This window comes from Streptomyces sp. NPDC005402, assembly GCF_040606575.1.
In the GTDB taxonomy this organism is placed as follows: Bacteria; Actinomycetota; Actinomycetes; order Streptomycetales; family Streptomycetaceae; genus Streptomyces.
Window position 1 is genome coordinate 126,745 of the sequence record NZ_JBEXFB010000015.1, and the last position, 26,578, is coordinate 153,322.

Consider the following 26,578-nt stretch of genomic DNA (forward strand, 5'->3'; position numbering starts at 1 on the left):
GTTCCTAGACGACCGGCTTCCCGGAAAGCTCCACGCCCGCCCCCCGCAGCTCCTCGATCGCCCGCTCGGTCGTCGCCTCGGCGACTCCCGCGGTGAGGTCGAGGAGGACCTGCGTGCGGAAGCCCTCCCGGGCCGCGTCCAGCGCGGTGGCCCGTACGCAGTGGTCCGTGGCGATCCCGACCACGTCCACCTCCGTGACCTCCCGGGCCCGCAGCCAGTCGGCCAGCGTCACGCCGTTCTCGTCGGCGCCCTCGAACCCGCTGTACGCCGCCGCGTACGCCCCCTTGTCGAAGACCGCGTCGATCGCGCCGGAGGCGACGGCCGGCGCGAAGTTCGGGTGGAACCCCACCCCCTCGGTCCCGGCGACGCAGTGCGCGGGCCAGGAGTGCACGAAGTCGGGGTTGTCGGCGAAGTGGCCGCCGGGTGCGATGTGGTGGTCCCGGGTGGCCACCACGTGCTGGTAGCCGGAGCCCGCCGCCTGCCCGATCAGCTCGGTGACGGCGGCGGCCACATCGGCCCCTCCGGCCACCGCGAGGCTGCCTCCCTCGCAGAAGTCGTTCTGCACGTCGACGACGATCAAGGCGCGGCGCATGGTGGGTGTCCTTCGACTAAGAGTGAACTTACGAGCCTAGAGACTTCGGGGACCGTGCGGGAGGGGGCATGGACGGGCGCGTTCGGGACGACAGCCGCTAGCTACCCGTGCGCCCGTCGACATACTCCGTCGGAATGACCGGCTCCCCGCGTGAGAGCTGGGTCGCCGACAGCGGCAGGTTGGCCCGGGCGGCGGCATGCCGGTCCCGTACGACGTCCAGCGGCTCGCGTGCGACGACCTCGCCGCCCTTGACCAGCTCCACCAGCAGCTGCCGGCCCGTGAGCTCCGCCGGGACGGGCCCGGTGCCCACCACCTCCGCCTCCGCGATGCCCTCCGCGTCCAGCCGCCGGGCCGCCCACTTGCGGCCGCCGACCGAGCTCTTGCCCCCGGACGACTTCTTCGCGACCGGGATCAGCGGCGCCTTCGGGTCGTCGGACTCGGCGCGCGCGACCAGTTTGTAGACCATCGAGGCGGTCGGATGCCCGGAACCGGTGACCAGCTGGGTGCCGACGCCGTACGCGTCCACCGGGGCCACGGCCAGTGAGGCGATGGCGTACTCGTCGAGGTCGGAGGTGACGATGATCCGGCACCCCTTGGCGCCCAGCTCGTCCAGCTGCTGCCGCACCCGGTGGGCGACGAGGAGCAGGTCGCCGGAGTCGATGCGCACGGCCCCCAGCTCGGGCCCGGCGACCTCGACGGCCGTACGGACGGCCTCGGTGACGTCGTAGGTGTCCACCAGCAGGGTGGTGTTCCGGCCCAGCGAGTCCACCTGGGCCTGGAAGGCGTCCCGCTCCTGGTCGTGCAGCAGGGTGAAGGCGTGGGCGGAGGTGCCCACCGTCGGGATGCCGTAGCGGAAACCGGCCGCGAGGTCGGAGGTGGTGGCGAAGCCGCCGACGTAGGCGGCGCGGGCGGCGGCCACGGCGGACAGCTCGTGGGTGCGGCGGGCACCCATCTCGATCAGCGGCCGGTCACCGGCGGCCGAGGACATCCGGGAGGCGGCCGCGGCTATCGCGGAGTCGTGGTTGAGGATCGACAGGATCACGGTCTCCAGCAGCACGCACTCGGCGAAGGAGCCCTCCACCCGCATGATCGGCGAGCCCGGGAAGTACACCTCGCCCTCCGGGTAGCCCCAGATGTCGCCGGAGAAGCGGTAGGAGGCGAGCCAGTCCAGGGTCTCCTCGTCGACGATGGAGCGCTCGCGCAGGAAGCCGAGGACGCCCCCGTCGAAGCGGAAGTTCTCCACCGCGTCCAGGACCCGGCCGGTGCCCGCGACGACGCCGTAGCGCCGCCCGTCGGGCAGCCGCCGGGTGAAGACCTCGAACACGCTGCGCCGTTCGGCGGTACCCGCCTTCAGCGCGGCCTGCAGCATCGTCAGCTCGTACTGGTCCGTGAAGAGTGCCGTCGAGGGAACATCCACCGGCAGCCCAAGGTCCGCTGTGTTCATAACAACGGATGCTACCCCACTTCGCGTCAGTGTGACGATTTGTGGGGTGCGTGGCAGCATGGGCCGTGTGACGTCACCCGCTCCCGTAGAGATCGAACGCACCGAGTCGGCGGAAGAGGTCTTCGCCGTACCCGAGCCGGACGTCCCCTGGGTCACGATCGTCCACAACGACCCGGTCAACCTCATGAGCTATGTGACCTACGTCTTCCAGACGTACTTCGGCTACTCGAAGGACAAGGCCACCAAGCTGATGATGGACGTCCACCACAAGGGCCGGGCGGTCGTCTCCAGCGGCTCCCGCGAGGAGATGGAACGCGACGTGCAGGCCATGCACGGCTACGGCCTGTGGGCCACCCTCCAGCAGGACCGGAAATGACCCGACCCCGTCCGCAGGACCGGAAGTAGCGACAATCCCTGATGCCAGGAACCTTCGAACCGCTCCCCGGCGGCGGCGCGGCCGTCGCCCTCGACGACGTCGAGATCTCCATCATCCGGTCGCTGGCCGTCCAGCTCCTGGAACTCATCGGCCCGGGACCCGCCGAGGACGCCTCCGACGACCCGCTCGCCGAGCTCTTCGCGGACGGCCCGAGCGAGCCGCCGTCCGACCCGGTGCTCAAGCGGCTCTTCCCGGACGCCTACAGCGACCCCGAGGGCACTCCCCAGGCCGAGCAGGCCGAGGAGCAGCGGGCGTACTCCTCGGAGTTCCGCCGCTACACCGAGAACGACCTGCGCACCGGCAAGCGCGAGAACGCCCTCGCGGTGGTCCGCTCCCTTGACGCGCTGCACTCCGGCGGCGACGGCGGGGCGGTCCTCAAGCTGTCGACGGCCGAGTCCCAGCAGTGGCTCGGCGCCCTCAACGACCTGCGGCTCGCGATCGGCTCCCGCCTCGACATCACCGACGAGGAGGACACCGACCTCCTCTACCGGCTCCCGGACGAGGACCCCCGTAAGCCGATGGTGATGGCCTATCTGTGGCTGGGCGGGCTCCAGGAGACCCTCGTGACCACCCTTATGCCATGAGATGTGACGGTTCTGTGTTCGCTCAGAGGACGCTCAAATCCGGATAACGATCACGTCACCGTGATGGCCGTGTATGCCCATCGTGCGTGCTCTTTGTCCGCTTCTCCCTGTGGCCCGCGCCACACTTCGCCCCCGTGATCACTGGTGCGGCCGTGATAAATCTTCACGACCGCCCGGCGAACACCACCCGTATGTTCGGCCGGGTGCGCCACCGAGCCGGCAACCGCCGGCCAGGCACCACTCCATCAATCCGGGGGGATCGAGATCCGGTCCGCGGCCGACGAAGGCCGGGGTCGGTATGGAGAAAGGCGCACCACAGACATGACCTCCGCTCAGGTCGACAAAGGCACAGGCTCAGGCTCGGAGAAGCCCTCCGAAGAGGGGTACGAGCGCGGACTCGGCAGCCGCCAGGTCCAGATGATCGCGATCGGCGGCGCCATCGGCGTCGGCCTCTTCCTCAACGCCGGGGCGAACATCGCCAAGGCCGGTCCGAGCCTCATCCTGATGTACGCCGTCGCCGGCGTGATCATCTTCTTCATCATGCGGGCCCTCGGCGAGCTGCTGCTCTACCGCCCGGTCTCGGGCTCCTTCGCGGAGTACTCCCGCGAGTTCCTCGGCCCGTTCTTCGGCTACTTCACCGGCTGGACGTACTGGCTGCTGTGGGTCGTCACCGGCATGGCGGAACTCACCGCCGCCGCGATCTACGTCAACTACTGGTTCCCCGCCGTCCCGCAATGGGTGACGGCCCTGGTCTTCCTGGTCGTCCTGTTCGTGGCGAACCTGATCTCGGTGAAGCTCTTCGGCGAGATCGAGTTCTGGTTCTCGATGATCAAGGTCACCGCCCTCATCGGCATGATCATGATCGGCCTCGGCGTCCTGACCTTCGGCTTCAGCGCGGCCGGCGACACCGCCGCGGTCTCCAACCTCTGGGCCTTCGACGGCTTCTTCCCCAAGGGCGTCGGCTCGTCCCTGATGACCCTTCAGGGCGTGATGTTCGCCTACCTCGCCGTCGAGCTGGTCGGCGTCACCGCCGGTGAGTCCGAGAACCCCGAGAAGACCCTCCCCAAGGCGATCAACACCCTGCCCTGGCGCATCGGCCTCTTCTACGTCGGCGCCCTCACCGTCATCCTGTGCGTGGTCAAGTGGACCGAGTTCGCGAAAGGCGTCAGCCCCTTCGTGAAGGCCTTCGCCGTGATCGGCATCCCGGCCGGCGCCGGCATCGTCAACTTCGTCGTCCTCACCGCGGCCCTGTCCTCCTGCAACTCCGGCATGTACTCCACGGGCCGCATGCTGCGCACCCTGGCCGACAGCGGAGAGGCCCCGCAGGCCTTCAACAAGCTCTCCGTCACCCGCACCCCGGCGCTGGCCATCACCGTCTCCGTGCTCTTCATGGGCATCGGCGTGGTGCTGAACTACGTCGTGCCGGAGAAGGCCTTCGGATACGTCGTCTCGGTCGCGACCGCCGCGGGCATCTGGACCTGGCTGATGATCCTGGTCAGCCATGTGCGCTACCGCCGCGAGGTCGTGGCAGGCCGCCTGCCCGCCTCGTCCTTCCCGGCACCGGGCGGCTCGGTCGGCAGCTGGATCGCGATCGTGTTCCTGCTCTTCGTGACCTGCCTGATCGCGTACGACGCCGAGTCCCGCGTCTGTCTGTACGTGATGGCCGGATGGGCCGCCGCGCTGGGGATCGGCTGGGCCGTCCTGAAGGCCCGCGACCCCGAGATCGCGGACCGGCAGAAGCCGGAGTTCGAGAAGATCGGCGGCTAGGGCGTCCGGCATGTGGGCCGCTGCGTACCGACCCTCGGTACGGAGCGGCCCTCTGCTTATCCTTTCGGCATGCTGACCATCACCCAGGCCCTCGTCGACCAGATCGTCGCGCACGCGCGCAAGGACCACCCCGACGAGGCGTGCGGAGTCGTCGCGGGACCGGCCGGGTCCGACCGCCCCGAGCGCTTCATCCCCATGCTCAACGCGGCGATGTCGCCCACGTTCTACGAGTTCGACTCCGGTGACCTGCTCAAGCTGTACCGCGAGATGGACGACCGCGACGAGGAGCCGGTGGTCATCTACCACTCCCACACCGCGACCGAGGCCTACCCGTCCCGCACGGACATCTCCTACGCCAACGAGCCCGGCGCCCACTACGTCCTGGTCTCCACCGCCGACACCGACGGCCTCGGCGACTTCCAGTTCCGCTCGTACCGGATCGTGGAGGGCGAGGTCACGGAGGAGGAGGTCACGGTCGTAACGGCCTACTGATCTCACAGTCCGGCCAGAAATCATCCAGCATGCGAGATCACACTCCGGAACCCTGACCGGGAATCGATACGATGAGCCCATGGTTCTGAATGACGTGAGCGAGAAGGCGCCGGGCATCCTGCTCGTGGCGCGGCTGCACGTCGACCTGTGCAGGCTGAACAGCGCCATCTGTTGACGTTCCCTGCCGCCGTACGGCCGTGAGCCGCGGCGCGCGTCGTCGTGCGCCCACCGACCAGAACACTTCCCGACAGGAGCCCGCAACCATGGCCATCGAGGTCCGCATCCCGACCATCCTCCGCACCTACACCGACGGCCAGAAGGCGGTGGAGGGCAACGGGAACACCCTCGCCGAGCTCTTCGCCGACCTCGAGACCCGGCATACGGGCGTCCAGGCCCGCATCGTGGACGGCGGTGAGCTGCGCCGGTTCGTCAACGTCTACCTGAACGACGAGGACGTCCGCTTCCTCGACGGCATCAACACCAAGCTCACCGACGGCGACAACGTCACGATCCTGCCGGCCGTGGCCGGCGGCATGGCCTGATCGTCGATGCGTTACGACTCCCCGCTGGCCGCGGTGGGCAACACCCCTCTGGTGCGCCTGCCGCGGCTCTCGCCGTCCGCCGACGTGCGCATCTGGGCGAAGCTCGAGGACCGCAACCCGACCGGCTCGGTCAAGGACCGTCCCGCCCTGCACATGATCGAGCAGGCGGAGAAGGACGGCCGCCTGACACCCGGCTGCACCATCCTGGAGCCCACCTCCGGCAACACCGGCATCTCCCTCGCGATGGCCGCCAAGCTCAAGGGCTACCGCATGGTGTGCGTAATGCCGGAGAACACCTCGCAGGAACGCCGCGAACTGCTTGCCATGTGGGGCGCCGAGATCATCCCGTCCCCCGCCGCGGGCGGCTCCAACACCGCCGTACGGGTCGCCAAGGAACTGTCCGCCGAGCACCCCGACTGGGTGATGCTCTACCAGTACGGCAACCCCGACAACGCGGGCGCCCACTACGCGGGCACCGGCCCGGAGATCCTCGCCGACCTGCCCTCGGTCACTCACTTCGTCGCCGGCCTCGGCACCACCGGCACCCTGATGGGCGTCGGCCGCTACCTGCGCGAGCACAAGCCGGACGTGAAGATCGTCGCCGCCGAACCGCGCTACGACGACCTGGTGTACGGGCTCAGGAACCTGGACGAGGGCTTCGTACCGGAGCTCTACGACGCGTCGGTGCTGACCACGCGCTTCTCGGTCGGTTCCGCCGACGCGGTCACCCGCACCCGCGAGCTCCTCCAGCAGGAGGGCATCTTCGCGGGCGTCTCCACCGGCGCCGCCCTGCACGCGGCGATCGGCGTCGGCAACAAGGCGCTGAAGGCGGGGGAGTCCGCCGACATCGTCTTCGTCGTGGCCGACGGCGGCTGGAAGTACCTGTCCACCGGCGTCTACACCGCGGCCACGACAGAGGAAGCGATCGAGACACTGCAGGGCCAGCTCTGGGCCTGACCTTGCCCTAGGTCGCCAGGTGACGGACCTGGTCCCACAGGACCGGGTCCACCACCCCCGCCCTCCGCCGGAAGTCCCCCACCGGCACCTGGCGCAGCTCGTCCGTCTCCAGGAAGCTCGCGCGCCCCTGAGCGTCGCCCACCGAGCCCGGAGGCAACGGGATCACCCCGGTCCGCTCGTCGTGGTACTTGCTGGTGATCTTCGCGACCGTGGCCCGCTTGCCGCGTACCGCCAGCACGAGACACGGCCGGTCCTTGGCCCCCGGCCCGTCCTCGTACGGCACCTGTGCCCACCAGATCTCGGCGGGCCGCGGCCGCACCCCCGTCGTACGCCCGGACGGCCGAGTCGTACGGTCCGCACGTCGCCGCGGCCGGCGCCCCCGCCCCCAGCCGTCCACGAGCGTCGCGACCAGCGCGAGCAGTACCACCGCCGCGACCGCGAGCCACCAGGACGTGTCCATGAGGACGACGTTACCGGCGCGCGAACTGCCCCGCGCGCCCTCTGTTGAACCCGTGATCCCTCTCTCACTCCCCACGCGCCTCCGGTCCAGCCGAACCGGTGACACCACAGGTGAGTTCGCCCACAACAGCCCTTGGCGGAGGAGCGACCGGAGGTTTTGCGCCTTACGCTCGACGCACCGCACGACCCCCGTCTCTTTCCCAGAAAAGTTCCCGCCAGCGGAGGTTTCTGCTTTATGAAGCTCACCGTCGTCGGCTGCTCGGGGTCGTTCCCGTCCGCGGAATCGGCCTGCTCGAGCTACCTCGTCGAGGCCGACGGCTTCCGGCTGCTTCTCGACATGGGCAACGGTGCCCTTGGCGAGTTGCAGCGCCACTGCGGTCTCTACGACCTCGACGCGATCTTCCTCAGCCATCTGCACGCCGACCACTGCATCGACATGTGCGCGTACTTCGTCGCGCGCTACTACCGCCACGACGGCGGCCGCTGCGACCCCATCCCGGTCTACGGCCCCGAAGGCACCGAACACCGTCTGACCACGGCCTACGCCGACACCCCCACCGCCTCCTCCATGAGCGAGGTCTTCGACTTCCACACGGTCAAGCCGTCCACCTTCGACATCGGCCCGTTCACGGTCCACACCGAGCGCGTGGCGCACCCGGTCGAGGCGTACGGCATCCGGGTCGAGCACGGCGGCAGTTCGCTGACCTACTCCGGCGACACGGGTCTGAGCCCCGCCCTGACCGAACTCGCCCGCGACACCGACCTGTTCCTGTGCGAGGCCGCCTTCACGCACGGCAAGGAAAACATCCCCGACCTGCACCTCAACGGCCGCGAGGCGGGTGAGACCGCGACCCGGGCAGGCGCCCGCCGCCTTGTCCTCACCCACATCCCCCCGTGGACCGACCCCCAGGTCAACCTCGCCGACGCGCGCGCGGTGTTCGACGGCCCGGTGTCCCTGGCGACGCCGAGGCAGTCGTACGAGATCTAGCACCTCGGGCACGACGAAGGCCCCCGGAGAGGTTCAGGTCTCCGGGGGCCTCGTCGTGCGTCAGCCTGCTGTCACGCCTTGGTGAGGTCCTCGACCTCTTCCTCGGGCTCGCGGCCGGGGGTGGGGAGGTTGAACTTGACGATGGCGAAGCGGAAGACGGCGTAGTAGATCGCGCCGAAGACCAGACCGATCGGGATGATCAGCCAGGGTTTCGTGGCCAGGTTCCAGTTCAGCCCGTAGTCGATGGCGCCTGCGGAGAAGGTGAAGCCCGCGTGGACGCCCAGCGCCCAGGTCACGGCCATGGATATGGCGGTCAGGACCGCGTGGATCGCGTAGAGCACCGGCGCGATGAACATGAACGAGAACTCGATCGGCTCGGTCACACCCGTCACGAAGGAGGTCAGCGCGAGCGAGATCATCATGCCCATCACGGCCTTGCGGCGCTCGGGGCGGGCGGAGTGGGCGATCGCGATCGCGGCGGCCGGCAGACCGAACATCATGATCGGGAAGAAGCCGGACATGAACTGACCGGCCGTCGGGTCGCCGGCGAAGAAGCGGGTCAGGTCGCCGTGGACGACGGCGCCCGAGGCGTTCTTGAAGTCGCCGATCTGGAACCAGGCGACGGAGTTCACGAACTGGTGCATGCCGATGGGGATCAGCGCGCGGTTGATCAGACCGAACAGCCCCGCGCCGAAGGCGCCGAGACCGGTCATCCACTCACCGAAGTTGGAGATGACCTCACCGATCGGCTCCCAGACCAGACCGAAGAAGACGCCCATGAGGGTGCCGACGAAGGCCATGATGATCGGCACCAGGCGGCGGCCGTTGAAGAAGCCCAGCCAGTCCACCAGCTTGGTGCGGTGGAAGCGCTGCCACAGCACGGCCGACAGCAGCCCCATCAGAATGCCGCCGAGGACACCAGGGTTGTTGTAGGTCGCGGCTATGTCCGCGCCGGCCTGGACCTTCGCCTCGGTGACCGGGAACGCCTTGAGGACGTTGCTGTACACCAGGAAACCGACCACGGCGGCCAGCGCGGTGGAGCCGTCGGACTTCTTGGCGAAGCCGATCGCGACACCGATGCAGAACAGCAGCGGCAGGTTGTCGAAGATCGCGCCACCGGCGGTGGCGAACACGGACGCGACCTTGTCCCAGCCGAAGCCGTCCTTGCCGAACACATCGGGCTGGCCGAACCGGAGCAGCAGCCCCGCCGCCGGCAACACGGCGATCGGGAGCTGCAGGCTGCGGCCGACCTTCTGCAGGCCCTGGATAAGACCGGATCCCCGCCTCTTCGCGGGGGCCGCCGTCTCGGTGGCGGTGCTCATAACGCTTCCTCCATCGGGTGGTGGTCTACACCACTCAGTGGTGTAGACCTGTTGTACACGATGGGGGCGTTATAAGGAACCCGTCAGTTCTGCAACCGGAGGACTACACCTTGGTGACGTCCTCGACCTCCTCCTCCGGCTCCCGGCCCGGTGTCTTGAGGTCGAACTTCGTGATCGCGAACCGGAAGATCACGTAGTAGAGGGCCGCGAAACACAGGCCGATCGGGATGATGGCCCAAGGCTTCGTCGCCAGGTTCCAGTTGATGATGTAGTCGATGAGACCGGCCGAGAAGCTGAACCCGTCATGGACGCCCAGACCCCACGTCACCGCCATCGACACACCCGTCAGCACCGCGTGCACCGCATACAGCAGGGGCGCGACGAACAGGAACGAGTACTCGATCGGCTCGGTGATGCCCGTCACGAACGAGGTCAGGGCCACGGACAGCATCAGGCCGCCGACCTCCTTGCGCCGCGCCGGCTTCGCGCAGTGCGTGATCGCCAGCGCCGCCGCCGGCAGCGCGAACATCATGATCGGGAAGAACCCCGAGGTGAACTGCCCCGCGTTCGGATCACCCGCCAGGAACATGTTGATGTCACCGTGCACCACGGTCCCGTCCGGCTTGGTGTACGTCCCGAACTGGAACCAGATGGGCACGTTCAGGAACTGGTGCAGTCCGATCACCAGCAACGCCCGGTTCGCCACACCGAACAGCCCCGCACCCCAGGCCCCCGCGTCCTTCAGCCAGTCGCTGAAGCTCTCCAGCCCGTCACCGATCGGCGGCCACACCCACAGACACAACGCGGCGAACACGATCGCCACGAACGCCATGATGATCGGCACGAGCCGGCGCCCGTTGAAGAACCCGAGCCAGTCCACCAGCTTCGTGCGGTGGTACCGCTGCCAGAAGAACGCCGTCAGCAGCCCCATCACGATGCCGCCGAACACCCCCGGGTTCTGGTAGGTGAACGCCACCACCGTGTGGTCCACCGTCGCCTGGCACCCGATGCCCTGCACGGCCTTCGCCCCGCTCGGACAATCCTCAGGGAACTGCCTCAGCACCGAAAAGTAGACGAGGAATCCGGCCACCGCCGCCAACGCCGTCGACCCGTCCGACTTCTTCGCCATCCCGATGGCCACACCCACGCAGAACAGCAGCGGCAGCCCCAGCTGACCGTCGAGCAACGCCCCGCCCGCACCCGCCATCACCTTGGAGACGTTCGTCCAGCCAAGACCGTCATCCCCGAACACGTCCGGCTGGCCGAGCCGGTTGAGGATGCCCGCGGCCGGCAGTACGGCGATGGGCAGTTGCAGACTCCGGCCCATCTTCTGCAGTCCCTGGAACGCCGCATGCCACCGCCGACGCGCGGGAGAGATCCCGGTCTCGGCACTCGAAGGCCGGCTCATGAGTTGGCGACCGCCTGTCAGGTGGTGTAGACCAGTCACGGACGATTGGGTTGCTGTGACGTCATCTTTCGGTACGTACGGCGCAATCGCTCGCGAAGTTGGGCCAACTGTGCGTGAGGAGACCGACATGGCCACCAAGGCTGAGAAGATCGTCGCCGGACTCGGCGGCATCGACAACATCGAAGAGGTCGAGGGCTGCATCACCCGCCTGCGCACCGAGGTCGTCGACGCGGGCAAGGTCGACGAAGCCGCCCTCAAGGCCGCCGGAGCCCACGGCGTCGTCAAGATGGGCACCGCCATCCAGGTCGTCATCGGCACCGACGCCGACCCGATCGCCGCGGAGATCGAAGACATGATGTGACCCACCGGTTCACTTGAAAGGGCCCCTTTCCCCCGCGGGAGGGGCCCTTCGCGCTGGTGCCGATAGGCTCGGCGCCATGTCTCGAATCGACGGCCGCACCCCCGAACAACTCCGCCCGGTCACCATCGAACGCGGCTGGAGCAAGCACGCCGAGGGCTCCGTCCTCGTCTCCTTCGGCGACACGAAGGTCTTCTGCACCGCCTCCGTCACCGAAGGCGTCCCCCGCTGGCGCAAGGGCAGCGGCGAGGGCTGGGTGACCGCCGAATACTCCATGCTGCCCCGCGCCACCAACACCCGCGGCGACCGCGAATCCGTCCGCGGCAAGATCGGCGGCCGCACCCACGAGATCAGCCGCCTCATCGGCCGCTCCCTGCGCGCGGTCATCGACTACAAGGCACTCGGCGAGAACACCATCGTCCTCGACTGCGACGTCCTCCAGGCCGACGGCGGCACTCGCACCGCCGCGATCACCGGCGCCTACGTCGCCCTCGCCGACGCCGTCACCTGGGCCCAGGGCAAGAAACTGATCAAGGCCGGACGCCAGCCCCTGACCGGAACCGTGAGCGCCGTCTCCGTCGGCATCGTCGCAGGCGTCCCCCTCCTCGACCTCCGCTACGAGGAGGACGTGAAGGCCGACACCGACATGAACGTCGTCTGCACCGGCGACGGCCGCTTCGTCGAGGTCCAGGGCACCGCCGAGGCCGAGCCCTTCGCCCGCGACGAACTCAACTCCCTCCTCGACCTCGCCGTCCTGGGCTGCTCCGAACTCGCCGTCCTGCAGAGCAAGGCGCTCGATACGGTCCTCGAAAGGTAAAGGGACCGCCAAGAACGGTGGCCGGCGCGCGCAACCCGACCGACCGCCCCGGCGTCTTCGGGAGTACGGGCGCCCGCTGTGCACAACGGGCGCCCGGCCAGTCAACGGGGGCCTCCTGAGGCCTGCCACAGGGAGGGAACAGATCCATGGCCGCGAGCCGACGCCGCCGTAGTCGCCGTATCACCATCGCCGCCGCGGTGGCCGCCGTAGGACTCACGGTCGGCCTCACCACCGGCTGCGACGCCGTCAGCAAGGCACTGGACTGCGTCCAGACCGCCGAGGCCGTCGCCGACAGCGTCACCGACCTCCAGCAGGCCGTGGAGAACGCGTCGAACGACCCGACCCAGATCGACGAGGCCCTCGCCTCCATCGACCAGAACCTCGACGAGATCGGCGACAAGACCGACAACACCGACGTCAACCAGGCGGTCGACCACCTCAGCGAGGCCGTGACCAACGTCCGTACGGCCGTCAAGAACGGCGACGAGACCCCGGACCTGAGCCCCATCACCGACGCGGCCGGCGAACTGACCAAGGTCTGCACGCCGTAATACTGGTGGGCATGACCCGCCTGATCCTCGCCACCCGCAACGCCGGCAAAATCACCGAGCTCCACGCGATCCTCGCCGACGCAGGTCTGCCGTTCGACCTCGTCGGCGCGGACGCGTACCCCGACATCCCCGACGTCAAGGAAACCGGCGTCACCTTCGCGGAGAACGCCCTCCTCAAGGCCCACGCCCTGGCCCAGGCGACGGGACTGCCCGCCGTGGCCGACGACTCGGGCCTCTGCGTGGACGTCCTCAACGGCGCCCCCGGCATCTTCTCGGCCCGCTGGTCCGGCACCCACGGAGACGACAAGGCCAACCTGGACCTGCTCCTCGCCCAACTCTCGGACATCGCCGACGAACACCGGGGCGCCCACTTCGCCTGCGCGGCGGCCCTGGCCCTGCCGGACGGCACGGAGCGGGTGGTCGAGGGCCAGTTGCGGGGTGTCCTCCGCCACACCCCCGTCGGCACGAACGGCTTCGGCTACGACCCGATCCTCCAGCCGGAGGGCGAGACGCGGACGTGTGCGGAGCTCTCTGCGGAGGAGAAGAACGCGATCAGCCACCGGGGGGAGGCGTTCCGGGCGCTGGTGCCGGTGGTGCGGGAGCTGTTGGGGTGAGAAGTGCTTACCGGCAAGGTCCGGCTCGAGGAATTCGCCATCCGGACCTTGTAAATGAAGGTGAGTGCGGCCTGAGGGATTCGAACCCTCACGGGATTGCTCCCATCGCGCCCTAAACGCGAGGCGTCTGCCGTTCCGCCAAGGCCGCCAGGCGCCCGTCGTCGAGCGTGACGGGCGCCTGCCAGTGTACGGGGGTCCGCCGCTGTACGGCGAGCGACCTTCTGTCTTTCTGTCGGCACCAGGTCTCTGTCAGCGCATGACGGTTGGGGCACAGGTATCGCAGATTCTCGCGTGGAGTTGAGCCCTGTTGGTCCGGCCCGCGTGATCGGGGAGTACAACGAGAACTCGGTGAGCGGTGGGTGCGAGCGCTGGACGTTCCGGACGCCCCCATGCCCTGCGTGTGAAGTGGCTCGTGTCGAGGTCGAGTCGAGCAGCCGCTCGCCCCACCCGTCGGTGATTCGTGTCGTTGACGTCCAGGCCGAGTACACGCATCACATCGGCGTAGCTGGTGGATTGTTGTACGGCGCCGCGGACATGTCCGATTTCGTCGGAGGCGTGCCGAGTCCCGACGGGAGCTTTCGGAGTGAGCGGTTGGAGGCTGCTTTCACTGACTCCGGCGACTGGGCGCCGTATGTGATCGGTCTCGGCGATCGGCCCGTCGGGTTCGTTTTCGTGCGCGGACTCACCGGGCCCACCCGCGTGCTCAACAGCTTCTTCGTCGTGCGGGGTGTGCGGCGTGCCGGGGTCGGGGTGTGGGCCGTGCGGGAGGTGGTGGCGCGGCATCCGGGGGCGTGGGAGGGCGGTGCGGTTCTGGCGGCGGGTCGCAGAGGAGCTCGCGCCCGGAGCCTGGGCCGAGGAGCGCAGGCCGGTGCCCGAGCGGCCCGACCTGGCTCCTGACTGCTGGATCTCGTTCAGATGCCCAGGTCCTTGATGATCTTCGCTACGTGGCCCGTCGCGCGGACGTTGTAGAGGGCGCGTTCGACCTTGCCCTCCTCGTCCACGACGATCGTGGAGCGGATGACGCCCATGTAGGTCTTGCCGTAGTTCTTCTTCTCGCCGTAGGCCGCGTAGGCCTCGGTCACGGTCTTCTCCGGATCGGCGAGAAGCGTGATCTTCAGGGATTCCTTCTCGCGGAACTTCGCCAGCTTCTCCGGGCTGTCCGGGGAGATGCCGATGACGTCGTAGCCCGCGCCGGCCAGCACCTCCAGGTTGTCGGTGAAGTCGCAGGCCTGCTTCGTGCAGCCGGGGGTCAGGGCGGCCGGGTAGAAGTAGACGATGACCTTGCGGCCCTTGTGGTCCGACAGGGACACGTCGTTGCCGTCGGCGTCGGGCAGGGTGAAGGCGGGGGCCACGTCCCCGGGCTGGAGTCGCTCGCTCATTGGGTCAGCGTAACCGGGGGTCCTGACAGTGCGGTGGCGGGCGGAACTGACAGACTGTCCAGGACAAGCAGAAGCGACCCCGGAGGCTCTACCGTGGCGGACCCGTCGGACATCAGAACCCCGGCGCAGATCGAGGCGGACATCAAGCGCCGCCGCGACGTGCTGGCCGAGACGCTCGACGAGATCGGGGTGCGGGTGCACCCGAAGACGATCGTCGGCGACGCGAAGGCCAAAGTCGTCTCCAACATCGACCACACGCTCGGGCGGGCGTACGTCGCCGTGAACAAGGCCGTCACGGACGTGAAGGCCCAGTTCGTGGACGAGGAGGGGGCTCCTCGTCTGGAGCGTGTCGTGCCCGTCGCCCTCGTCGCCGTGGGACTCGTGGGGCTGCTGGCCCTGGGCACCCGGCGCCGCAAGGGCTGACCCGGGCGCGTACACGGGCGCCGAAGACAGGTAGGTTCAGTGGCGTGAGCGCGAAGAGAAACGACACCCCGCACGACAAGCTGCCCATCCGGATGCTGCACGACCGCGTACTCGTGCGGCAGGAGAACGGTGAGGGTGAGCGTCGCTCGGGCGGCGGCATCCTCATTCCCGCCACCGCGGCCGTCGGGCGCCGGCTGGCCTGGGCCGAGGTCGTCGCCGTGGGGCAGAACGTACGGACCGTGGAGCCGGGGGACCGGGTGCTGTACGACCCGGAGGACCGGGCGGAGGTCGAGGTGCGCGGCACCGGTTACGTCCTCATGCGTGAGCGTGATCTGCACGCCGTGGCGGCGGACCGGTTCGAGGGTTCCGAGGACTCGACGGGCCTGTACCTGTAGACAGCGGTCCGAAAGGGGCCGGTGACCGACGTCACCGGCCCCTTTCGGCGTGTCGCGGGACGGTCAGTCCCATCGGGACGTGCTCACCAGGCCCGCGCCCTCCGTCGTCGCCCCGCCGCTCGGCGTGTCTCCGGTGGTTCCCCCGGTCGTGTCGCCCGTCGTGCCGCCGTCGGTCGTGCCGCCTCCGGTGGAGGTGTCCCCGGTGGTTCCGCCGGTCGTCGTGCCGCCTCCGGTGGAGGTGTCCCCGGTGGTTCCGCCGGTCGTCGTGTCGCCCCCGGTGGTGGTGCCGCCGTTGTCCTGGCCCTGAGTCTGTCCCTGGGTCTGGCCCTCGGTCTGCCCCTGGGTCTGGCCCTCGGTGTCCTGGCCGCCGGTGGTGTCGCCGGTGGTGCCGCCGTCCTGGCCGCCCGTGGTCGGGTCGACGGGGGCCTGGCTGCTCGGGGCCCGGGTCTCGGCGCCCGGCTGGAGTTCGAGGTCGAAGTCGCTGACCGGCTTCCCCTTGAGGGCGGTCTTGGTGTACTGCGCCCAGATCTCGGCGGGCGGTCCGCCGCCGTTGACGCGCTCCAGGCCCATCGCGCCGTACAGCGACTTGTGGGCGGCGGTCACCGGGTCCTGGCCCATGACGGAGACGACCGTGGCGAGGTCGGGGGTGTAGCCGGCGAACCAGGCCGCGGTGTCCTCCTCGGCGGTGCCGGTCTTGCCCGCGGCGGGGCGGTCGGCGCCCTGGGCGGCGGTGGCGGTGCCGTTCTCGACGACGCTCTGGAGGATGGAGGTGGTGGTGTCGGCGGCCTCGCGGCTGATGGCCTGGCTCGACTTCTGCTCGGGCAGCTGCACGGTCTCCGCGCCGTCCTTGGTGATCTTGTCGATCATCGTGTACGTGCCGTGCCGGCCGTGGTTGGCGAGCGTCGCGTAGGCCTCCGCCATGTCGAGGACGCTCGCGGTGTTCACGCCGAGCGCGATGGACGGGGACGCCGTCAGGTCCGGGGTGTCGGAGGGGATGCCGAGGTCGATCGCGGTCTGCTTGACCTTGTCGGAGCCGACGTCGACGGCCATCTGCGCGTACACCGAGTTGACGGACTTGTCGGTGGCCTCGCGGACGGTGATCTCGCCGTAGGAGCCCTGGTCCTCGTTCTCGGGGGCGTAGCTGCCGCCGCTCCAGCCCACGACGGGGCGCTTGTTGGTGCCGTCGTAGTAGGTGTTCGGGGTGATGGTCTGGCCGTCCTGCGTCTCGGAGTCGTTCTGGACGGCCGAGGCGAACACGATGGGCTTGAAGATGGAGCCGACCTGGAAGTCGCCGCGGGTCGCGCCGTTCGTGTACTGCTTGACGTAGTCGATGCCGCCGTACATCGCGACGACCTTGCCGGTCTTCGGGTCGACGGAGGCGCCGCCGGCGCGGACGTAGTTGTCGACCTTGTTGTTCTTCTTGTCGAGCTTCTTCATCACCTGGTCGTTGACGGCCTTCACGAAGGCGTCCTGCTTGCTCTTGTCCAGAGTGGTCGTGATGCGGTAGCCGCCCGCCTCCAGCTGCTCCGCGGTGACGATCTTGTTGCTGGTGAGGTAGTCCTTGATCGCCTGCACGATGTAGCCGCGCTGCCCGGACAGGCCGGTGGAGACGGTCTGCTCCTTGGGCATCGGGAACTTCAGGCCGGTGCGCTCGGACTGGGCCAGCCAGCCCTTCTTGACCATGCCGTCCAGGACGTAGTTCCAGCGGGCCTCGGCCGCCGCCTTGTTCCCGGGGTGGGCGACGACGTCGTACTCGCTGGGCGCGTTGACCAGCGCGGCGAGGTAGGCGGCGTGGGCCGGGTCGAGGTCGTCGGCGTCGACGCCGTAGTAGGCCTGGGCGGCGGACTGGATGCCGTAGGCGTTGCGGCCGAAGTAGCTGGTGTTGAGGTAGCCCTCGAGGATCCGGTCCTTGGACTGGGTGCGGTCCAGCTTGATCGAGATGAAGAACTCCCGGGCCTTGCGGGTGACGGTCTGCTCCTGGGCCAGGTAGTAGTTCTTCACGTACTGCTGGGTGATCGTCGAGCCGGACTGCTTGCCCTTGCCGGTGGCGGTGTTCCAGCCGGCGCGCAGCATGGCCTTCGGGTCGATCGCGGACTCCGAGTAGAAGTCGCGGTCCTCGGCGGCCAGTACGGCGTGCTGGGCGGCCTTGGAGATCTGTGCGAGGGAGACGTTCTCGCGGTTGACCTCGCCGTCGCGGGCGAGCTGGCTGCCGTCGGCGTAGAGGAAGACGTTGGACTGCTTCATGGCGAGCGCGTTGGCCGGCGGGATCTTGACCATGGAGTAGCCGAGGAAGAACAGGCCGGCCAGGGCGATCAGTCCGAGGAGGAAGGTGCCCAGCACCATGCGCCAGGTCGGGATCAGCCGTCGCCAGCCGGTGCGCCTGGGCCGCTTGGCCTTCTTCTTCCCGTCGGGCTCTTCAGCCGCTTGTGGGGCTGTCGGTGCCCAGCCCTCGGTCGGCTGCTGCGGCTGGTCGCTCATCTCGTGCACGGACTCCTGTTTCGCGTCGTACGTTCCCGTACGACCTCGTACGCCTTCTGCGTCCCCTGTTGAAGACTCTCGCACCCCGCGTTCCGTTCCCGGATATGGCGCGCGTCTCGCCCGGAAAATGGGTGGCCCGCCCCGTCACCTGCGCACTAGGCTCCTGCGCTTTGGTGCCGGCGGGCCGAGGAGGGCTGTGGATGTGGGTTCCTGGCGGTTGTACGCGGCCGTCGCGGCAGGGGGATTCCGACGATACGCGACATATCGCGCGGCCACGTTCGCGGGGGTGTTCACCAACACCGTCTTCGGTGTGATTCTCGTCTACACGTATCTCGCGCTGTGGGACGAGAAGCCCCATCTGGGGGGCTACGACCAGGCGCAGGCGGTCACCTACGTGTGGCTGGGGCAGTGCCTCTACTCGACGCTGGCCATCCAGGGCGGCGGCGCGGAGAAGGACGTGATCGAGCGGATCCGCACGGGTGAGATCGCGGTGGATCTGTACCGGCCGGCCGACCTGCAACTGTGGTGGCTGGCGAGCGACTTGGGGCGTTCGCTGTTCCAGCTGATCGGACGCGGGGTGATCCCCTTCGTCTTCGGCGCGCTGTTCTTCCCGATGGCGCTGCCCACCGACGTCACGTCCTGGGCGGCCCTGTTCGTGGCGCTGCTGCTCGCGATGGTGGTCAGCTTCGGGATCCGCTATCTCGCGGCGCTGAGCGTGTTCTGGCTGATGGACGGCATGGGCATCATGCAGGGCGTGATGATCACGGGCGTCTTCTGCTCGGGCATAGTGTTCCCGCTCAACGCCTTCCCCGGCGCGCTGGGCGACATCGTGCGGGCGCTGCCGTGGGCGGCGCAGCTCCAGATGCCGGCGGACGTGCTGATGGGGGAGACCGACCCGCTCGGGGCGTACGCCTTCCAGGCGACATGGGCCGTGGTGTTGCTGGCGGCGGGGCGGCTGCTGCAGTCGGCGGCGACGCGGCGGGTGGTGGTGCAGGGTGGTTGAGACGTCCCGCCTGGGCGAGGGTGCGCGGGCCTACTGGCTGATCGCGGGCATGTGGATCCGGTCCGCCATGACCTACCGCACCTCCTTCGTCGTCACGATGTGCGCCAACCTGGTGATGACCGGCCTGGACTTCGTCGGGATCCTGCTGATGTTCTCGCAGGTCGACTCGCTGGGCGGCTGGGGGTTGCCCGAGATCGCCTTCCTCTACGGCCTGTCGGTGACCGCGTTCGGGATCGCCGACCTGGTGCTCGGCTCGATGGACGTGCTGGGTTCGCGGATCCGGGACGGCTCCTTCGACATCCTGCTGGTGCGGCCGGCGCCGGTGCTCGCGCAGATCGGCGCGGACCGTTTCGCGGTGCGCCGCCTGGGCCGGATCACCCAGGGCACGGTGGTGCTGGTCTGGGCGCTGGCCTCGGTGGACGTCGACTGGAGCGCGGCGAAGGTGCTGCTGGTGCCGGTGATGGTGGTCAGTGGCGCGGTGATCTTCTGCGCGGTGTTCGTGGCGGGCGCGGCCTTCCAGATCTTCGCGCAGGACGCGAGTGAGGTGCAGAACGCGTTCACGTACGGCGGTACGACCCTGCTGCAGTACCCGCCGACGGTGTTCGGGAAGGACTTCGTGCGCGGGGTGACGTTCATGCTGCCCCTCGCCTTCGTCAACTGGGTTCCGGCCTCCTATGTGTTGGGCAGGCCGTACCCGCTGGATCTGCCGCGGTGGGCGGCCTTCACGTCACCGCTGGTGGCGGTGGTGTGCTGTGCGCTGGCCGGGCTCGCGTGGCGGGCGGGGCTCGGGTCGTATCGGAGTACGGGGAGTTAGTGGTGGACATGGCGATGGACATGGCGATGGACGCCTTCATCGAACTCGACCGCGTCGAGAAGGTCTTCGACGTGCGCAAGAAGACCGGTTTCCTGAAACGGGAGCGGCGCCAGGTACGGGCGGTCGACTCGATCTCCTTCACGGTGGCGCGCGGCGAGATGGTCGGGTACATCGGCCCGAACGGCGCCGGCAAGTCGACGACGATCAAGATGCTGACGGGCATCCTGACGCCGAGCGGCGGCCGCCTGCGGGTGGCCGGCATCGACCCGTCCCGGGAGAGGACGAAGCTCGCCCACCGCATCGGCGTGGTCTTCGGCCAGCGCACGACCCTGTGGTGGGACCTCCCGCTGATCGACTCGTACAAGCTGATGCACCGCATGTACCGCATCCCGGACGCCCGTTACCGCGAGAACCTGGACCGCTGCGTCGAACTCCTCGAACTGGCCGACCTGTTGGACGTCCCGGTACGCCAGCTGTCCCTGGGCCAGCGGATGCGGGGCGACATCGCGGCGGCACTGCTGCACGACCCCGAGGTGCTGTACCTGGACGAGCCGACCATCGGACTCGACGTCATCTCCAAGGCCAAGGTGCGTGGTTTCCTGCGGGAGTTGAACACCGAGCGCGGCACGACGGTCCTGCTGACCACCCACGACCTCCAGGACATCGAGCAGCTCTGCAAACGTGTGATGGTCATCGACCACGGGCGTCTGATGTACGACGGTGCCCTCGCCGGCCTCCACGAGGTGGGCGAGAGCGAGCGCACCCTGGTGGTGGACCTGGAGCGGGAGGTGCCGCCGATCGAGGCGGCGCCCGCGCGCGTGGTGAAGGTGGAAGGGCCGCGCCAGTGGCTGGCGTTCCCGGCGTCCGAGTCGGCGGCGGCGCTGGTGGCCCGGGTCGCGGCGGAGTACCCGCTGGTCGATCTGTCGGTGCGGGAGCCGGACATCGAGGCCGTGATCGCGAAAATGTACGCCGGGGAAGCGGAGAAAGCGGTGTCGTAGCCGTGGGGAGGGGTTGCTCGTAGGCTGCTGTGCATGACCGACGAACTCCCGGAACTCCGGGCATCCGACGCCGATCGTGAGCGAGTCGCCGAGGTCCTGCGGGACGCCCTCGCGGAGGGGCGGCTCGACATGGAGGAGTTCGAGGAGCGGCTGGACGCGACGTACAAGGCGCGGACCTACGGGGAACTCGCGCCGATCACCCGGGACCTGCCGGTCGGCCAGGTGGCCGCCCCCAAGGTCGACATGCTGAAGCGGCCCGAAGCGGACGGGAGTTGGGCGTCCCGGATCGTCGGCGGCGAGGGCTCCTCCGCGTGGGCCGTCGCCGTGATGTCCGGGTTCCAGCGCAAGGGGCGGTGGACCGTGCCCCGGCGGTTCAACTGCTTCGCCTTCTGGGGCGGTGGGGAGATCGACCTGCGGGAGGCGAACTTCGCCGCCGGCGAGGTCGAGATCAACTGTGTCGCGATCATGGGCGGGATGCAGGTGGTCGTGCCGCCGGGGGTCGAGGTCGTGGTGCGCGGGATCGGGATCATGGGCGGGTTCGACCACAACGAGGAGGGGGTCCCGGGGGAGCCGGGCGCTCCCCGGGTGGTCGTGACCGGGTTCGCGTTCTGGGGCGGGGTCGGCGTCGAACGCAAGGTGACGAGGGCCGAGCGGCAGCGGATCCGTGAGGAGCGGCGGCAGGAGAAGCTGGACCGTCGGGAGGCCGCGCGTGAGCTGCGACGGGGGAGGCACTGAGCGATCCGGGGGCAGGTACGGGACAGGTGGGTGCAGCCAGACATGCATGCACTGCACCCACCCAGGGGCGCGGGGAACTGCGCGACCAGCCCCCGCCCGGCCGGCAGCTAAAGACGTGCCGCCGCGGAACCCTTCAGGTACTCCAGATCGAAGGAAGCCGCCATCCGCTCGTACCCCCGGTCATTGGGGTGGATTCGGTCCCCTGAGTCGTACATCGAGGCGAGCCTGCGCGGTGCGTACGGATCCCGCAGCGCCCTGTCGAAGTCGATCACCGCGTCGTAGACCGTGCCCGACCGGATCGCCGCGTTGATGGTCTGCCGGACACCCTCCCGGGCCTCGGTCCAGGTGGCGCGGTGGGCGACCGGCATCAGCGTGCCGCCGACGACCTTGATGCCGCGGGCGTGGGCCTGGCCGACGAGGTCGCGCAGGCCGGTGAGGACCTTGCCGGGGTCGACGGTACCCGGGGTGCGGAGGATGTCGTTGATGCCGAGGTCGATGACGACGATCTTGACGTTGGGGCGGTCGAGCACGTCCCGCCGGAAGCGGCGGACGCCGGCCTGGTTCTCCCGGCGGCCCCGGGCGTCCGCGAGGACCCGGTTGCCGCCGATCCCCGCGTTGACGACGCTGTAGCGGGGCAGATCCCGGCCGGCGGCGAGCGAGGTGCGCAGGCGCCGGTTCAGGTAGTCGGGCCAGCGGGCGTTCGCGTTCACGGTGGAGTTCTTGCCGTCGGTCAGCGAGTCGCCGAAGGCGACCACCGTGCCGTCGGCCTCGTCGCTGAGCACGTCCAGCGCGGTGAGATACCGCCAGCGGTCGACCTGCTCCGTGTACCCCGTCCCGGTCTCGTCCCCGGTGAGGTCGCCCGGGCCGGCGTACGACGTCTGGCGGGCCGTGGGGTGGTAGGTGACCGGGCCGGACAGGGTGGGGGAGTAGGTGGTGACGAGGACGTCGCCGCCCGCGGGGACGGCCAGGGCGACGGCGTCGCTGAGCACCTGCGCGCCCGCCGGGATGACGACCGTGGTGCTGCCCGCGAACGTGAGCCGCCGCGTGGTCCCCACCTCGGCCGCCGGGGTTCCCGTGCCGGCGGCGAGGGCGAGGGACGCGTGCGTGATGGTCAGCGCGGTCCGGCCGTAGAGATTGGACAGCGTGATACGGGCACTCGTACCGCCGACGCTGGTGTGGACGACGTTGCGGACGGAGCGGCCGGTCATGCCCTCGGTCTCGGTGCCAGGCTCGGCGCCGACCGGCGAGGCGGACCAGGTGCCGACCCAGACGCCGGCGGAGGCGGGCGCGGCGGAGGGGCGTGCGGGCCCGGAGCCGGACAGCGAGGTCCGGTCCGAGGTGCCGTTGTCGGCCGCCACTGAGACGTAGATAGCGGTGGACAGGGCCACGATCGCGGCGACGATCGCGGCGAGCAGGGCGTAACCATGACGCCGAGTCATGCGGTGTTGTTCTCCTAGGGCGATGGGAGCCCGAGGCTCCGATCTGATGAACCCATGATGAGGCATGAACCCGGGGAGAAGAGACAAGACCCCCCTCCGGGTCCCCCGTCCGGACCGGCACCGGGAACTCTTGTTCTGCTCCGGGAGTCCGTCAGGAAGGGACAATGTGTGAGGGATCACCGAACGGGTGGAGCGGATGGAACGCACGAAACCTGAGGAAACGGGACCGTCCGACGCCGGACCGTCCGACGCCGAGCAGCAGGCCCGGGGGGACGGGGCCGTGACGTCCGCGAGCCGTGCCGTCCCCGCTTCGGCCGTACGCGCGATGAACACCTTCAGCGCCGCGGACCAGGAGAAACAGCGCGGGGTGCGGCAGATGAAGCTCACCGCGACCGGGCTGCTGCTGTTCGTGGCGGTGGTGTACGTGCTCGCCAAGTGGGCGCTCAACTCCGGGGCCGGTCCCTGGGCCGGCTATGTCGCCGCGGCCGCCGAGGCCGGCATGGTCGGCGCGCTCGCCGACTGGTTCGCGGTCACCGCCCTCTTCCGCCATCCGCTCGGCCTGCCCATCCCGCACACCGCGATCATCCCCACCAAGAAGGACCAGCTGGGGGTGTCGCTCGGCGAGTTCGTCGGCGAGAACTTCCTCTCGGAGGACGTCGTACGACAGCGGCTGCGTGCCGTGGGGATCGGCAGCCGGCTCGGGACCTGGCTGGCCGACCCCGAGCACGCCGACCGGGTCACGGCGGAGCTGTCGGCCGCGCTCCGGGGCGCCCTGACCGTCCTGCGGGACTCCGACGTCCAGGCCGTGGTCGGCGAGGCGATCACCCGGCGGGCCGACGCCCAGGAGATCGCGCCCGGCATCGGGAAGATGCTGGACAAGGTCGTCGCCGACGGCGGCCACCGGCGGGTCGTCGACCTGGTGGTGGCCCGGGCCCACGACTGGCTGGTGCTCCATGACGAGCAGGTCATGGACGCGGTGCAGGGGGGCGCGCCCGGCTGGACCCCGCGGTTCGTCGACAAGAAGGTCGGCGAGCGGGTCTACAAGGAGCTGCTGCGGTTCGTGACCGAGATGCGGGACATGCCGTCCCATCCGGCGCGCGGGGCGCTGGACCGGTTCCTGACGGACTTCGCCTCCGACCTCCAGTCCGACACGGACACGCGCGCGCGTGTCGAGCGGCTCAAGGGCGAGGTGCTGGGGCGCGGCGAGGTCCAGGACCTGATCGCGTCCGCCTGGACCGCCGTACGGTCGATGATCGTCTCCGCCGCCGAGGACGAGCGCAGTGAGCTGCGGCTGCGGGTGCGGGCGTCGCTGCTGTCGCTGGGGGCGCGGATGGCCGTCGACCCGAAGGTGCAGGCGAAGGTCGACGGGTGGGTGGAAGGGGCCGCGGTGTACGTGGTCACCACCTACCGGCGGGAGATCACCTCCCTGATCACGGACACGGTGGCCGGGTGGGACGCCGAGCACACGACGCGCAAGATCGAGGCGAACATCGGCCGCGACCTGCAGTTCATCCGGATCAACGGCACGGTCGTGGGATCGCTCGCCGGGTTGTTGATCTATACGGTGTCGCGGGCGCTGGGGGCGTGAGCGGGGCGTGAGCGGGTGGTAAGTGGGGCGTAACCGGGCTGGTCGGGGGCACCCGGGTGGGGTTCGTTCGAGTGAGTCGCTCGACGAGGAGGGAGCCCGTCCGTGACCACCGCCCAGGCCGATACCGGCCGCACCGTGACGACCAACATCCCCGCCAGACTCGACCGGCTTCCCTGGTCCCGCTGGCACTGGACGATCGTCATCGGGCTCGGCACCGTGTGGATCCTCGACGGCCTGGAGGTCACGGTCGTCGGCAACATCGCGAGCCGGCTCTCGGAGCCCGGCAGCGGACTGTCCATCTCCTCCGGGCAGGTCACCGGTATCGCGGCCGCGCTGTATGTGGCCGGGGCGTGTCTGGGGGCGCTGTTCTGGGGGCGGCTGACGGACAAGTGGGGCCGCAAGAAGCTGTTCATGATCACCCTGGTGGTGTATCTGGCGGCCACGGCGCTGACGGCGGTGTCCTTCGACTCCTGGTGGTTCTTCCTGTTCCGGTTCCTGACCGGGTTCGGGATCGGTGGTGAGTACGCGGCGATCAACTCCGCGATCGACGAGCTGATCCCGGCGCAGTACCGGGGCCGGGTCGACCTGATGATCAACGGAAGCTTCTGGCTGGGGGCGGTGGGGGGTTCGCTGCTGTCGATCGTCGCGCTGAACACGGACATCTTCGCGAAGGACGTGGGGTGGCGGCTGACGTTCGCGCTGGGCGCCGTGCTGGCCTTCGTGATCCTTCTCGTACGGCGACATGTGCCGGAGAGTCCGCGGTGGCTGCTGATCCACGGGCGGGACGAGGAGGCCGAGCGGATCGTCTCGTCGATCGAGGAACAGGTGGAGGCGGAACGGGGCTCCGCCCTGCCGCGGCCCGAGGGTGAGATCACCATCCGTCAGCGGCGCAGCGTGACGTTCGTGGAGATCGCGCGGACCGTGTTCTCGGACTACCGGCGCCGTTCGGTGCTGGGGTTCTCGTTGTTCATAGGCCAGGCCTTCCTCTACAACGCGATCACGTTCGGGTTCGGCGCGATCCTCACGACGTTCTTCGATGTGCCGACCGGGAACACCGGGTACTACTTCGCGGTCATCGCGGTCGGTAACTTCTTCGGGCCGCTGCTGCTGGGGAAGCTGTTCGACACGGTCGGGCGGCGGGTGATGATCTCCTCCACCTACCTGCTCTCGGGACTGCTGCTGTTCGCGACGGCGTGGCTGTTCGACCGGGGGTCGTTGAGCGCGAACACGATGACGGCCTGCTGGTGTGCGGTGCTGTTCTTCGCGTCGGCGGGCGCGTCGAGCGCCTACCTCACGGTGTCCGAGGTGTTCCCGATGGAGACGCGGGCGATGTCGATCGCCTTCTTCTACGCCCTCGGTACGGCCGCGGGCGGCATCAGCGGACCGCTGCTGTTCGCCGACCTGACGAGCACGGGGAAGGTCGGCGACACGGTGCTGGCCTTCCAGATCGGGGCGGGTCTGATGTGCGCGGCCGGTCTGGTGGCGGCGTTCCTCGCGGTGCGGGCGGAGCGGCGGTCGCTGGAGGACATCGCGAAGCCGCTCACGGCTACGTGATGCCGGTGCCTCCGGCGGTTGGGCGGGGTTTGGTTGTCGTGTGTCTGCGGGCCGGTGGGGGCGGGCGTTCTGCGCAGTTCCCCGCGCCCCTGATGCCTGCGGCGCAAGCGCGTGCGGGTTGTGGGTGGGTCGGGGCCGGGGTGGGGGGTATCCGTCCTCGGTCCGGCGGCTCGGCTGCTCCAGTTGTGCTCGGTACCGGACGCCGGCCGCTGCGGGCGGACACCCCCCACCCCGTCCCCTGCCCGCCGTACGCGGCGAACGGTCCGTCCTGGCGCCCCAGGGGCGCGGGGAACTGCGCGATCAGCCACATCGGACCCGCACCCGCCCGACGTCCCGCCCCGGCAGCTCCTGATGCGGCCTGGTCCGACTGTCGTGGCGAGCGGTCCGCTTGGCGCAGGTGAGTGCAACTCCCCAGGGGCGCGGGGAACTGCGCGATCAGCC

General features: G+C 69.2%; 28 protein-coding genes, 1 tRNA gene and 1 pseudogene. 21 read left to right on the plus strand and 9 right to left on the minus strand.

Features of this window, described 5'->3' with window-relative positions; translation table 11 throughout:
• Window positions 1-4: 4 nt before the first annotated feature.
• Both ABZT02_RS27635 and ABZT02_RS27640 read right to left on the minus strand, forming a co-directional pair.
• Window positions 5-592, minus strand: a complete 588-nt coding sequence (locus ABZT02_RS27635; protein ID WP_356021858.1) for an isochorismatase family protein — start codon at window positions 590-592, stop codon at window positions 5-7.
• Between the two features lie 97 nt (window positions 593-689).
• Window positions 690-2,036 carry a nicotinate phosphoribosyltransferase gene (locus tag ABZT02_RS27640; RefSeq protein WP_356021860.1) on the minus strand — a complete coding sequence of 449 codons (1,347 nt, stop codon included), beginning with the start codon at window positions 2,034-2,036 and terminating at the stop codon, window positions 690-692.
• A 58-nt stretch (window positions 2,037-2,094) separates the two neighbouring features.
• On the opposite strand from ABZT02_RS27640, the gene clpS reads away from it, so the two are divergent.
• From clpS to ABZT02_RS27675, 7 genes are all read left to right on the plus strand, one after another.
• Window positions 2,095-2,412 carry an ATP-dependent Clp protease adapter ClpS gene (clpS, locus tag ABZT02_RS27645; RefSeq protein WP_020138980.1) on the plus strand — a complete coding sequence of 106 codons (318 nt, stop codon included), beginning with the start codon at window positions 2,095-2,097 and terminating at the stop codon, window positions 2,410-2,412.
• A gap of 41 nt (window positions 2,413-2,453) precedes the next feature.
• Window positions 2,454-3,056 carry a DUF2017 domain-containing protein gene (locus ABZT02_RS27650; protein WP_020121183.1) on the plus strand — a complete coding sequence of 201 codons (603 nt, stop codon included), beginning with the start codon at window positions 2,454-2,456 and terminating at the stop codon, window positions 3,054-3,056.
• Between the two features lie 321 nt (window positions 3,057-3,377).
• Window positions 3,378-4,823, plus strand: coding sequence for an amino acid permease (locus ABZT02_RS27655; protein WP_356021862.1), 1,446 nt, complete (start codon window positions 3,378-3,380; stop codon window positions 4,821-4,823).
• A 69-nt stretch (window positions 4,824-4,892) separates the two neighbouring features.
• Window positions 4,893-5,315 carry a M67 family metallopeptidase gene (locus ABZT02_RS27660; protein ID WP_356021864.1) on the plus strand — a complete coding sequence of 141 codons (423 nt, stop codon included), beginning with the start codon at window positions 4,893-4,895 and terminating at the stop codon, window positions 5,313-5,315.
• Between the two features lie 79 nt (window positions 5,316-5,394).
• On the plus strand, window positions 5,395-5,490 hold the full coding sequence (locus tag ABZT02_RS27665) for a putative leader peptide (RefSeq protein ID WP_356021866.1): 96 nt from the start codon (window positions 5,395-5,397) through the stop codon (window positions 5,488-5,490).
• A gap of 88 nt (window positions 5,491-5,578) precedes the next feature.
• Window positions 5,579-5,857: a MoaD/ThiS family protein gene (locus tag ABZT02_RS27670; protein ID WP_352391178.1), complete on the plus strand. Its 279-nt coding sequence runs from the start codon at window positions 5,579-5,581 to the stop codon at window positions 5,855-5,857.
• A 6-nt stretch (window positions 5,858-5,863) separates the two neighbouring features.
• Window positions 5,864-6,814 (plus strand): cysteine synthase, encoded by a 951-nt coding sequence (locus tag ABZT02_RS27675; protein WP_356021868.1) that lies wholly within the window; start codon window positions 5,864-5,866, stop codon window positions 6,812-6,814.
• A 7-nt stretch (window positions 6,815-6,821) separates the two neighbouring features.
• Here the strand turns inward: ABZT02_RS27675 and ABZT02_RS27680 are convergent, their stop codons facing one another.
• Window positions 6,822-7,274, minus strand: a complete 453-nt coding sequence (locus ABZT02_RS27680; protein ID WP_356021870.1) for a type II toxin-antitoxin system PemK/MazF family toxin — start codon at window positions 7,272-7,274, stop codon at window positions 6,822-6,824.
• Between the two features lie 234 nt (window positions 7,275-7,508).
• On the opposite strand from ABZT02_RS27680, the gene ABZT02_RS27685 reads away from it, so the two are divergent.
• On the plus strand, window positions 7,509-8,261 hold the full coding sequence (locus ABZT02_RS27685; RefSeq protein ID WP_356021872.1) for an MBL fold metallo-hydrolase: 753 nt from the start codon (window positions 7,509-7,511) through the stop codon (window positions 8,259-8,261).
• 71 nt (window positions 8,262-8,332) lie between these two features.
• On the opposite strand, the gene ABZT02_RS27690 is transcribed toward ABZT02_RS27685, so the two are convergent.
• Together ABZT02_RS27690 and ABZT02_RS27695 are read right to left on the minus strand one after the other, a co-directional pair.
• The gene (locus ABZT02_RS27690; RefSeq protein WP_356021874.1) at window positions 8,333-9,583 is read right to left on the minus strand and encodes a PTS transporter subunit EIIC; all 1,251 of its coding nucleotides are present in this window, start codon (window positions 9,581-9,583) and stop codon (window positions 8,333-8,335) included.
• A gap of 103 nt (window positions 9,584-9,686) precedes the next feature.
• A complete protein-coding gene (locus ABZT02_RS27695) occupies window positions 9,687-10,991 on the minus strand; it encodes a PTS transporter subunit EIIC (RefSeq protein ID WP_356021876.1) in 1,305 nt (434 codons plus the stop codon).
• 127 nt (window positions 10,992-11,118) lie between these two features.
• Between ABZT02_RS27695 and ABZT02_RS27700 the strand changes: the two genes are divergently transcribed.
• The 4 genes from ABZT02_RS27700 to rdgB all read left to right on the plus strand — a co-directional run bounded on the left by ABZT02_RS27700 (window position 11,119) and on the right by rdgB (window position 13,331).
• Entirely contained in the window at window positions 11,119-11,352 is a 234-nt protein-coding gene (locus ABZT02_RS27700) for a PTS glucose/sucrose transporter subunit IIB (RefSeq protein WP_030666975.1), read from the plus strand.
• 76 nt (window positions 11,353-11,428) lie between these two features.
• Window positions 11,429-12,166 carry a ribonuclease PH gene (gene rph / locus ABZT02_RS27705; RefSeq protein ID WP_356021879.1) on the plus strand — a complete coding sequence of 246 codons (738 nt, stop codon included), beginning with the start codon at window positions 11,429-11,431 and terminating at the stop codon, window positions 12,164-12,166.
• A gap of 146 nt (window positions 12,167-12,312) precedes the next feature.
• Entirely contained in the window at window positions 12,313-12,717 is a 405-nt protein-coding gene (locus tag ABZT02_RS27710) for a hypothetical protein (RefSeq protein ID WP_356021881.1), read from the plus strand.
• A gap of 11 nt (window positions 12,718-12,728) precedes the next feature.
• Entirely contained in the window at window positions 12,729-13,331 is a 603-nt protein-coding gene (rdgB, locus tag ABZT02_RS27715; protein WP_356021883.1) for an RdgB/HAM1 family non-canonical purine NTP pyrophosphatase, read from the plus strand.
• Window positions 13,332-13,396: 65 nt separating this feature from the next.
• On the opposite strand, the gene ABZT02_RS27720 is transcribed toward rdgB, so the two are convergent.
• Window positions 13,397-13,479: transfer RNA gene (locus ABZT02_RS27720), tRNA-Leu, on the minus strand.
• A 386-nt stretch (window positions 13,480-13,865) separates the two neighbouring features.
• On the opposite strand from ABZT02_RS27720, the pseudogene ABZT02_RS27725 reads away from it, so the two are divergent.
• Window positions 13,866-14,262: pseudogene (locus ABZT02_RS27725) on the plus strand (GNAT family N-acetyltransferase).
• Here the strand turns inward: ABZT02_RS27725 and bcp are convergent.
• Complete coding sequence (gene bcp, locus ABZT02_RS27730; RefSeq protein ID WP_356021885.1) at window positions 14,243-14,710, minus strand: thioredoxin-dependent thiol peroxidase; 468 nt, start codon at window positions 14,708-14,710, stop codon at window positions 14,243-14,245. The pseudogene ABZT02_RS27725 and the gene bcp sit on opposite strands and share 20 nt — an antisense overlap.
• A gap of 93 nt (window positions 14,711-14,803) precedes the next feature.
• Here bcp and ABZT02_RS27735 point away from each other — a divergent pair, with 93 nt between their 5' ends.
• Complete coding sequence (locus ABZT02_RS27735; protein ID WP_356021887.1) at window positions 14,804-15,133, plus strand: DUF3618 domain-containing protein; 330 nt, start codon at window positions 14,804-14,806, stop codon at window positions 15,131-15,133.
• Window positions 15,134-15,177: 44 nt separating this feature from the next.
• Window positions 15,178-15,528 (plus strand): co-chaperone GroES, encoded by a 351-nt coding sequence (locus ABZT02_RS27740; RefSeq protein WP_123761009.1) that lies wholly within the window; start codon window positions 15,178-15,180, stop codon window positions 15,526-15,528.
• A gap of 63 nt (window positions 15,529-15,591) precedes the next feature.
• Here ABZT02_RS27740 and ABZT02_RS27745 read toward each other — a convergent pair whose 3' ends face one another.
• The gene (locus ABZT02_RS27745; protein ID WP_356021892.1) at window positions 15,592-18,006 is read right to left on the minus strand and encodes a transglycosylase domain-containing protein; all 2,415 of its coding nucleotides are present in this window, start codon (window positions 18,004-18,006) and stop codon (window positions 15,592-15,594) included.
• Between the two features lie 202 nt (window positions 18,007-18,208).
• Here ABZT02_RS27745 and ABZT02_RS27750 point away from each other — a divergent pair, with 202 nt between their 5' ends.
• Genes ABZT02_RS27750 through ABZT02_RS27765 form a run of 4 tightly spaced genes read left to right on the plus strand, consistent with a single transcriptional unit; the run spans window position 18,209 to window position 21,556 of the window.
• Window positions 18,209-19,009, plus strand: coding sequence for an ABC-2 family transporter protein (locus ABZT02_RS27750; protein ID WP_356022097.1), 801 nt, complete (start codon window positions 18,209-18,211; stop codon window positions 19,007-19,009).
• On the plus strand, window positions 19,002-19,823 hold the full coding sequence (locus tag ABZT02_RS27755) for an ABC transporter permease (protein WP_356021894.1): 822 nt from the start codon (window positions 19,002-19,004) through the stop codon (window positions 19,821-19,823). The genes ABZT02_RS27750 and ABZT02_RS27755 overlap by 8 nt, the downstream gene beginning before the upstream one ends.
• A gap of 8 nt (window positions 19,824-19,831) precedes the next feature.
• Entirely contained in the window at window positions 19,832-20,821 is a 990-nt protein-coding gene (locus tag ABZT02_RS27760; RefSeq protein ID WP_356022100.1) for an ATP-binding cassette domain-containing protein, read from the plus strand.
• 33 nt (window positions 20,822-20,854) lie between these two features.
• Window positions 20,855-21,556 carry a DUF1707 domain-containing protein gene (locus ABZT02_RS27765; RefSeq protein WP_356021896.1) on the plus strand — a complete coding sequence of 234 codons (702 nt, stop codon included), beginning with the start codon at window positions 20,855-20,857 and terminating at the stop codon, window positions 21,554-21,556.
• A 107-nt stretch (window positions 21,557-21,663) separates the two neighbouring features.
• Here the strand turns inward: ABZT02_RS27765 and ABZT02_RS27770 are convergent, their stop codons facing one another.
• Window positions 21,664-22,995 (minus strand): SGNH/GDSL hydrolase family protein, encoded by a 1,332-nt coding sequence (locus ABZT02_RS27770; RefSeq protein ID WP_356021898.1) that lies wholly within the window; start codon window positions 22,993-22,995, stop codon window positions 21,664-21,666.
• 196 nt (window positions 22,996-23,191) lie between these two features.
• On the opposite strand from ABZT02_RS27770, the gene ABZT02_RS27775 reads away from it, so the two are divergent.
• A complete protein-coding gene (locus ABZT02_RS27775; protein WP_356021900.1) occupies window positions 23,192-24,583 on the plus strand; it encodes a DUF445 domain-containing protein in 1,392 nt (463 codons plus the stop codon).
• 102 nt (window positions 24,584-24,685) lie between these two features.
• Complete coding sequence (locus ABZT02_RS27780; RefSeq protein WP_356021902.1) at window positions 24,686-26,137, plus strand: MFS transporter; 1,452 nt, start codon at window positions 24,686-24,688, stop codon at window positions 26,135-26,137.
• The last annotated feature ends 441 nt before the right edge of the window (window positions 26,138-26,578 follow it).

Coding starts and splice junctions, on each gene's coding strand:
- ABZT02_RS27745 (WP_356021892.1), bottom strand. CDS start 18,006: ATGAGCGACCAGCCGCAGCAGCCGACCGAGGGCTGGGCACCGACAGCC.
- ABZT02_RS27775 (WP_356021900.1), top strand. CDS start 23,192: ATGGAACGCACGAAACCTGAGGAAACGGGACCGTCCGACGCCGGACCG.
- ABZT02_RS27710 (WP_356021881.1), top strand. CDS start 12,313: ATGGCCGCGAGCCGACGCCGCCGTAGTCGCCGTATCACCATCGCCGCC.
- ABZT02_RS27765 (WP_356021896.1), top strand. CDS start 20,855: ATGACCGACGAACTCCCGGAACTCCGGGCATCCGACGCCGATCGTGAG.
- rdgB (WP_356021883.1), top strand. CDS start 12,729: ATGACCCGCCTGATCCTCGCCACCCGCAACGCCGGCAAAATCACCGAG.
- ABZT02_RS27695 (WP_356021876.1), bottom strand. CDS start 10,991: ATGAGCCGGCCTTCGAGTGCCGAGACCGGGATCTCTCCCGCGCGTCGG.
- ABZT02_RS27660 (WP_356021864.1), top strand. CDS start 4,893: ATGCTGACCATCACCCAGGCCCTCGTCGACCAGATCGTCGCGCACGCG.
- bcp (WP_356021885.1), bottom strand. CDS start 14,710: ATGAGCGAGCGACTCCAGCCCGGGGACGTGGCCCCCGCCTTCACCCTG.
- ABZT02_RS27680 (WP_356021870.1), bottom strand. CDS start 7,274: ATGGACACGTCCTGGTGGCTCGCGGTCGCGGCGGTGGTACTGCTCGCG.
- rph (WP_356021879.1), top strand. CDS start 11,429: ATGTCTCGAATCGACGGCCGCACCCCCGAACAACTCCGCCCGGTCACC.
- ABZT02_RS27690 (WP_356021874.1), bottom strand. CDS start 9,583: ATGAGCACCGCCACCGAGACGGCGGCCCCCGCGAAGAGGCGGGGATCC.
- ABZT02_RS27655 (WP_356021862.1), top strand. CDS start 3,378: ATGACCTCCGCTCAGGTCGACAAAGGCACAGGCTCAGGCTCGGAGAAG.
- ABZT02_RS27685 (WP_356021872.1), top strand. CDS start 7,509: ATGAAGCTCACCGTCGTCGGCTGCTCGGGGTCGTTCCCGTCCGCGGAA.
- ABZT02_RS27635 (WP_356021858.1), bottom strand. CDS start 592: ATGCGCCGCGCCTTGATCGTCGTCGACGTGCAGAACGACTTCTGCGAG.
- ABZT02_RS27770 (WP_356021898.1), bottom strand. CDS start 22,995: ATGACTCGGCGTCATGGTTACGCCCTGCTCGCCGCGATCGTCGCCGCG.
- ABZT02_RS27700 (WP_030666975.1), top strand. CDS start 11,119: ATGGCCACCAAGGCTGAGAAGATCGTCGCCGGACTCGGCGGCATCGAC.
- ABZT02_RS27760 (WP_356022100.1), top strand. CDS start 19,832: ATGGCGATGGACATGGCGATGGACGCCTTCATCGAACTCGACCGCGTC.
- ABZT02_RS27640 (WP_356021860.1), bottom strand. CDS start 2,036: ATGAACACAGCGGACCTTGGGCTGCCGGTGGATGTTCCCTCGACGGCA.
- ABZT02_RS27675 (WP_356021868.1), top strand. CDS start 5,864: ATGCGTTACGACTCCCCGCTGGCCGCGGTGGGCAACACCCCTCTGGTG.
- ABZT02_RS27665 (WP_356021866.1), top strand. CDS start 5,395: ATGGTTCTGAATGACGTGAGCGAGAAGGCGCCGGGCATCCTGCTCGTG.
- ABZT02_RS27650 (WP_020121183.1), top strand. CDS start 2,454: ATGCCAGGAACCTTCGAACCGCTCCCCGGCGGCGGCGCGGCCGTCGCC.
- clpS (WP_020138980.1), top strand. CDS start 2,095: ATGGGCCGTGTGACGTCACCCGCTCCCGTAGAGATCGAACGCACCGAG.
- ABZT02_RS27670 (WP_352391178.1), top strand. CDS start 5,579: ATGGCCATCGAGGTCCGCATCCCGACCATCCTCCGCACCTACACCGAC.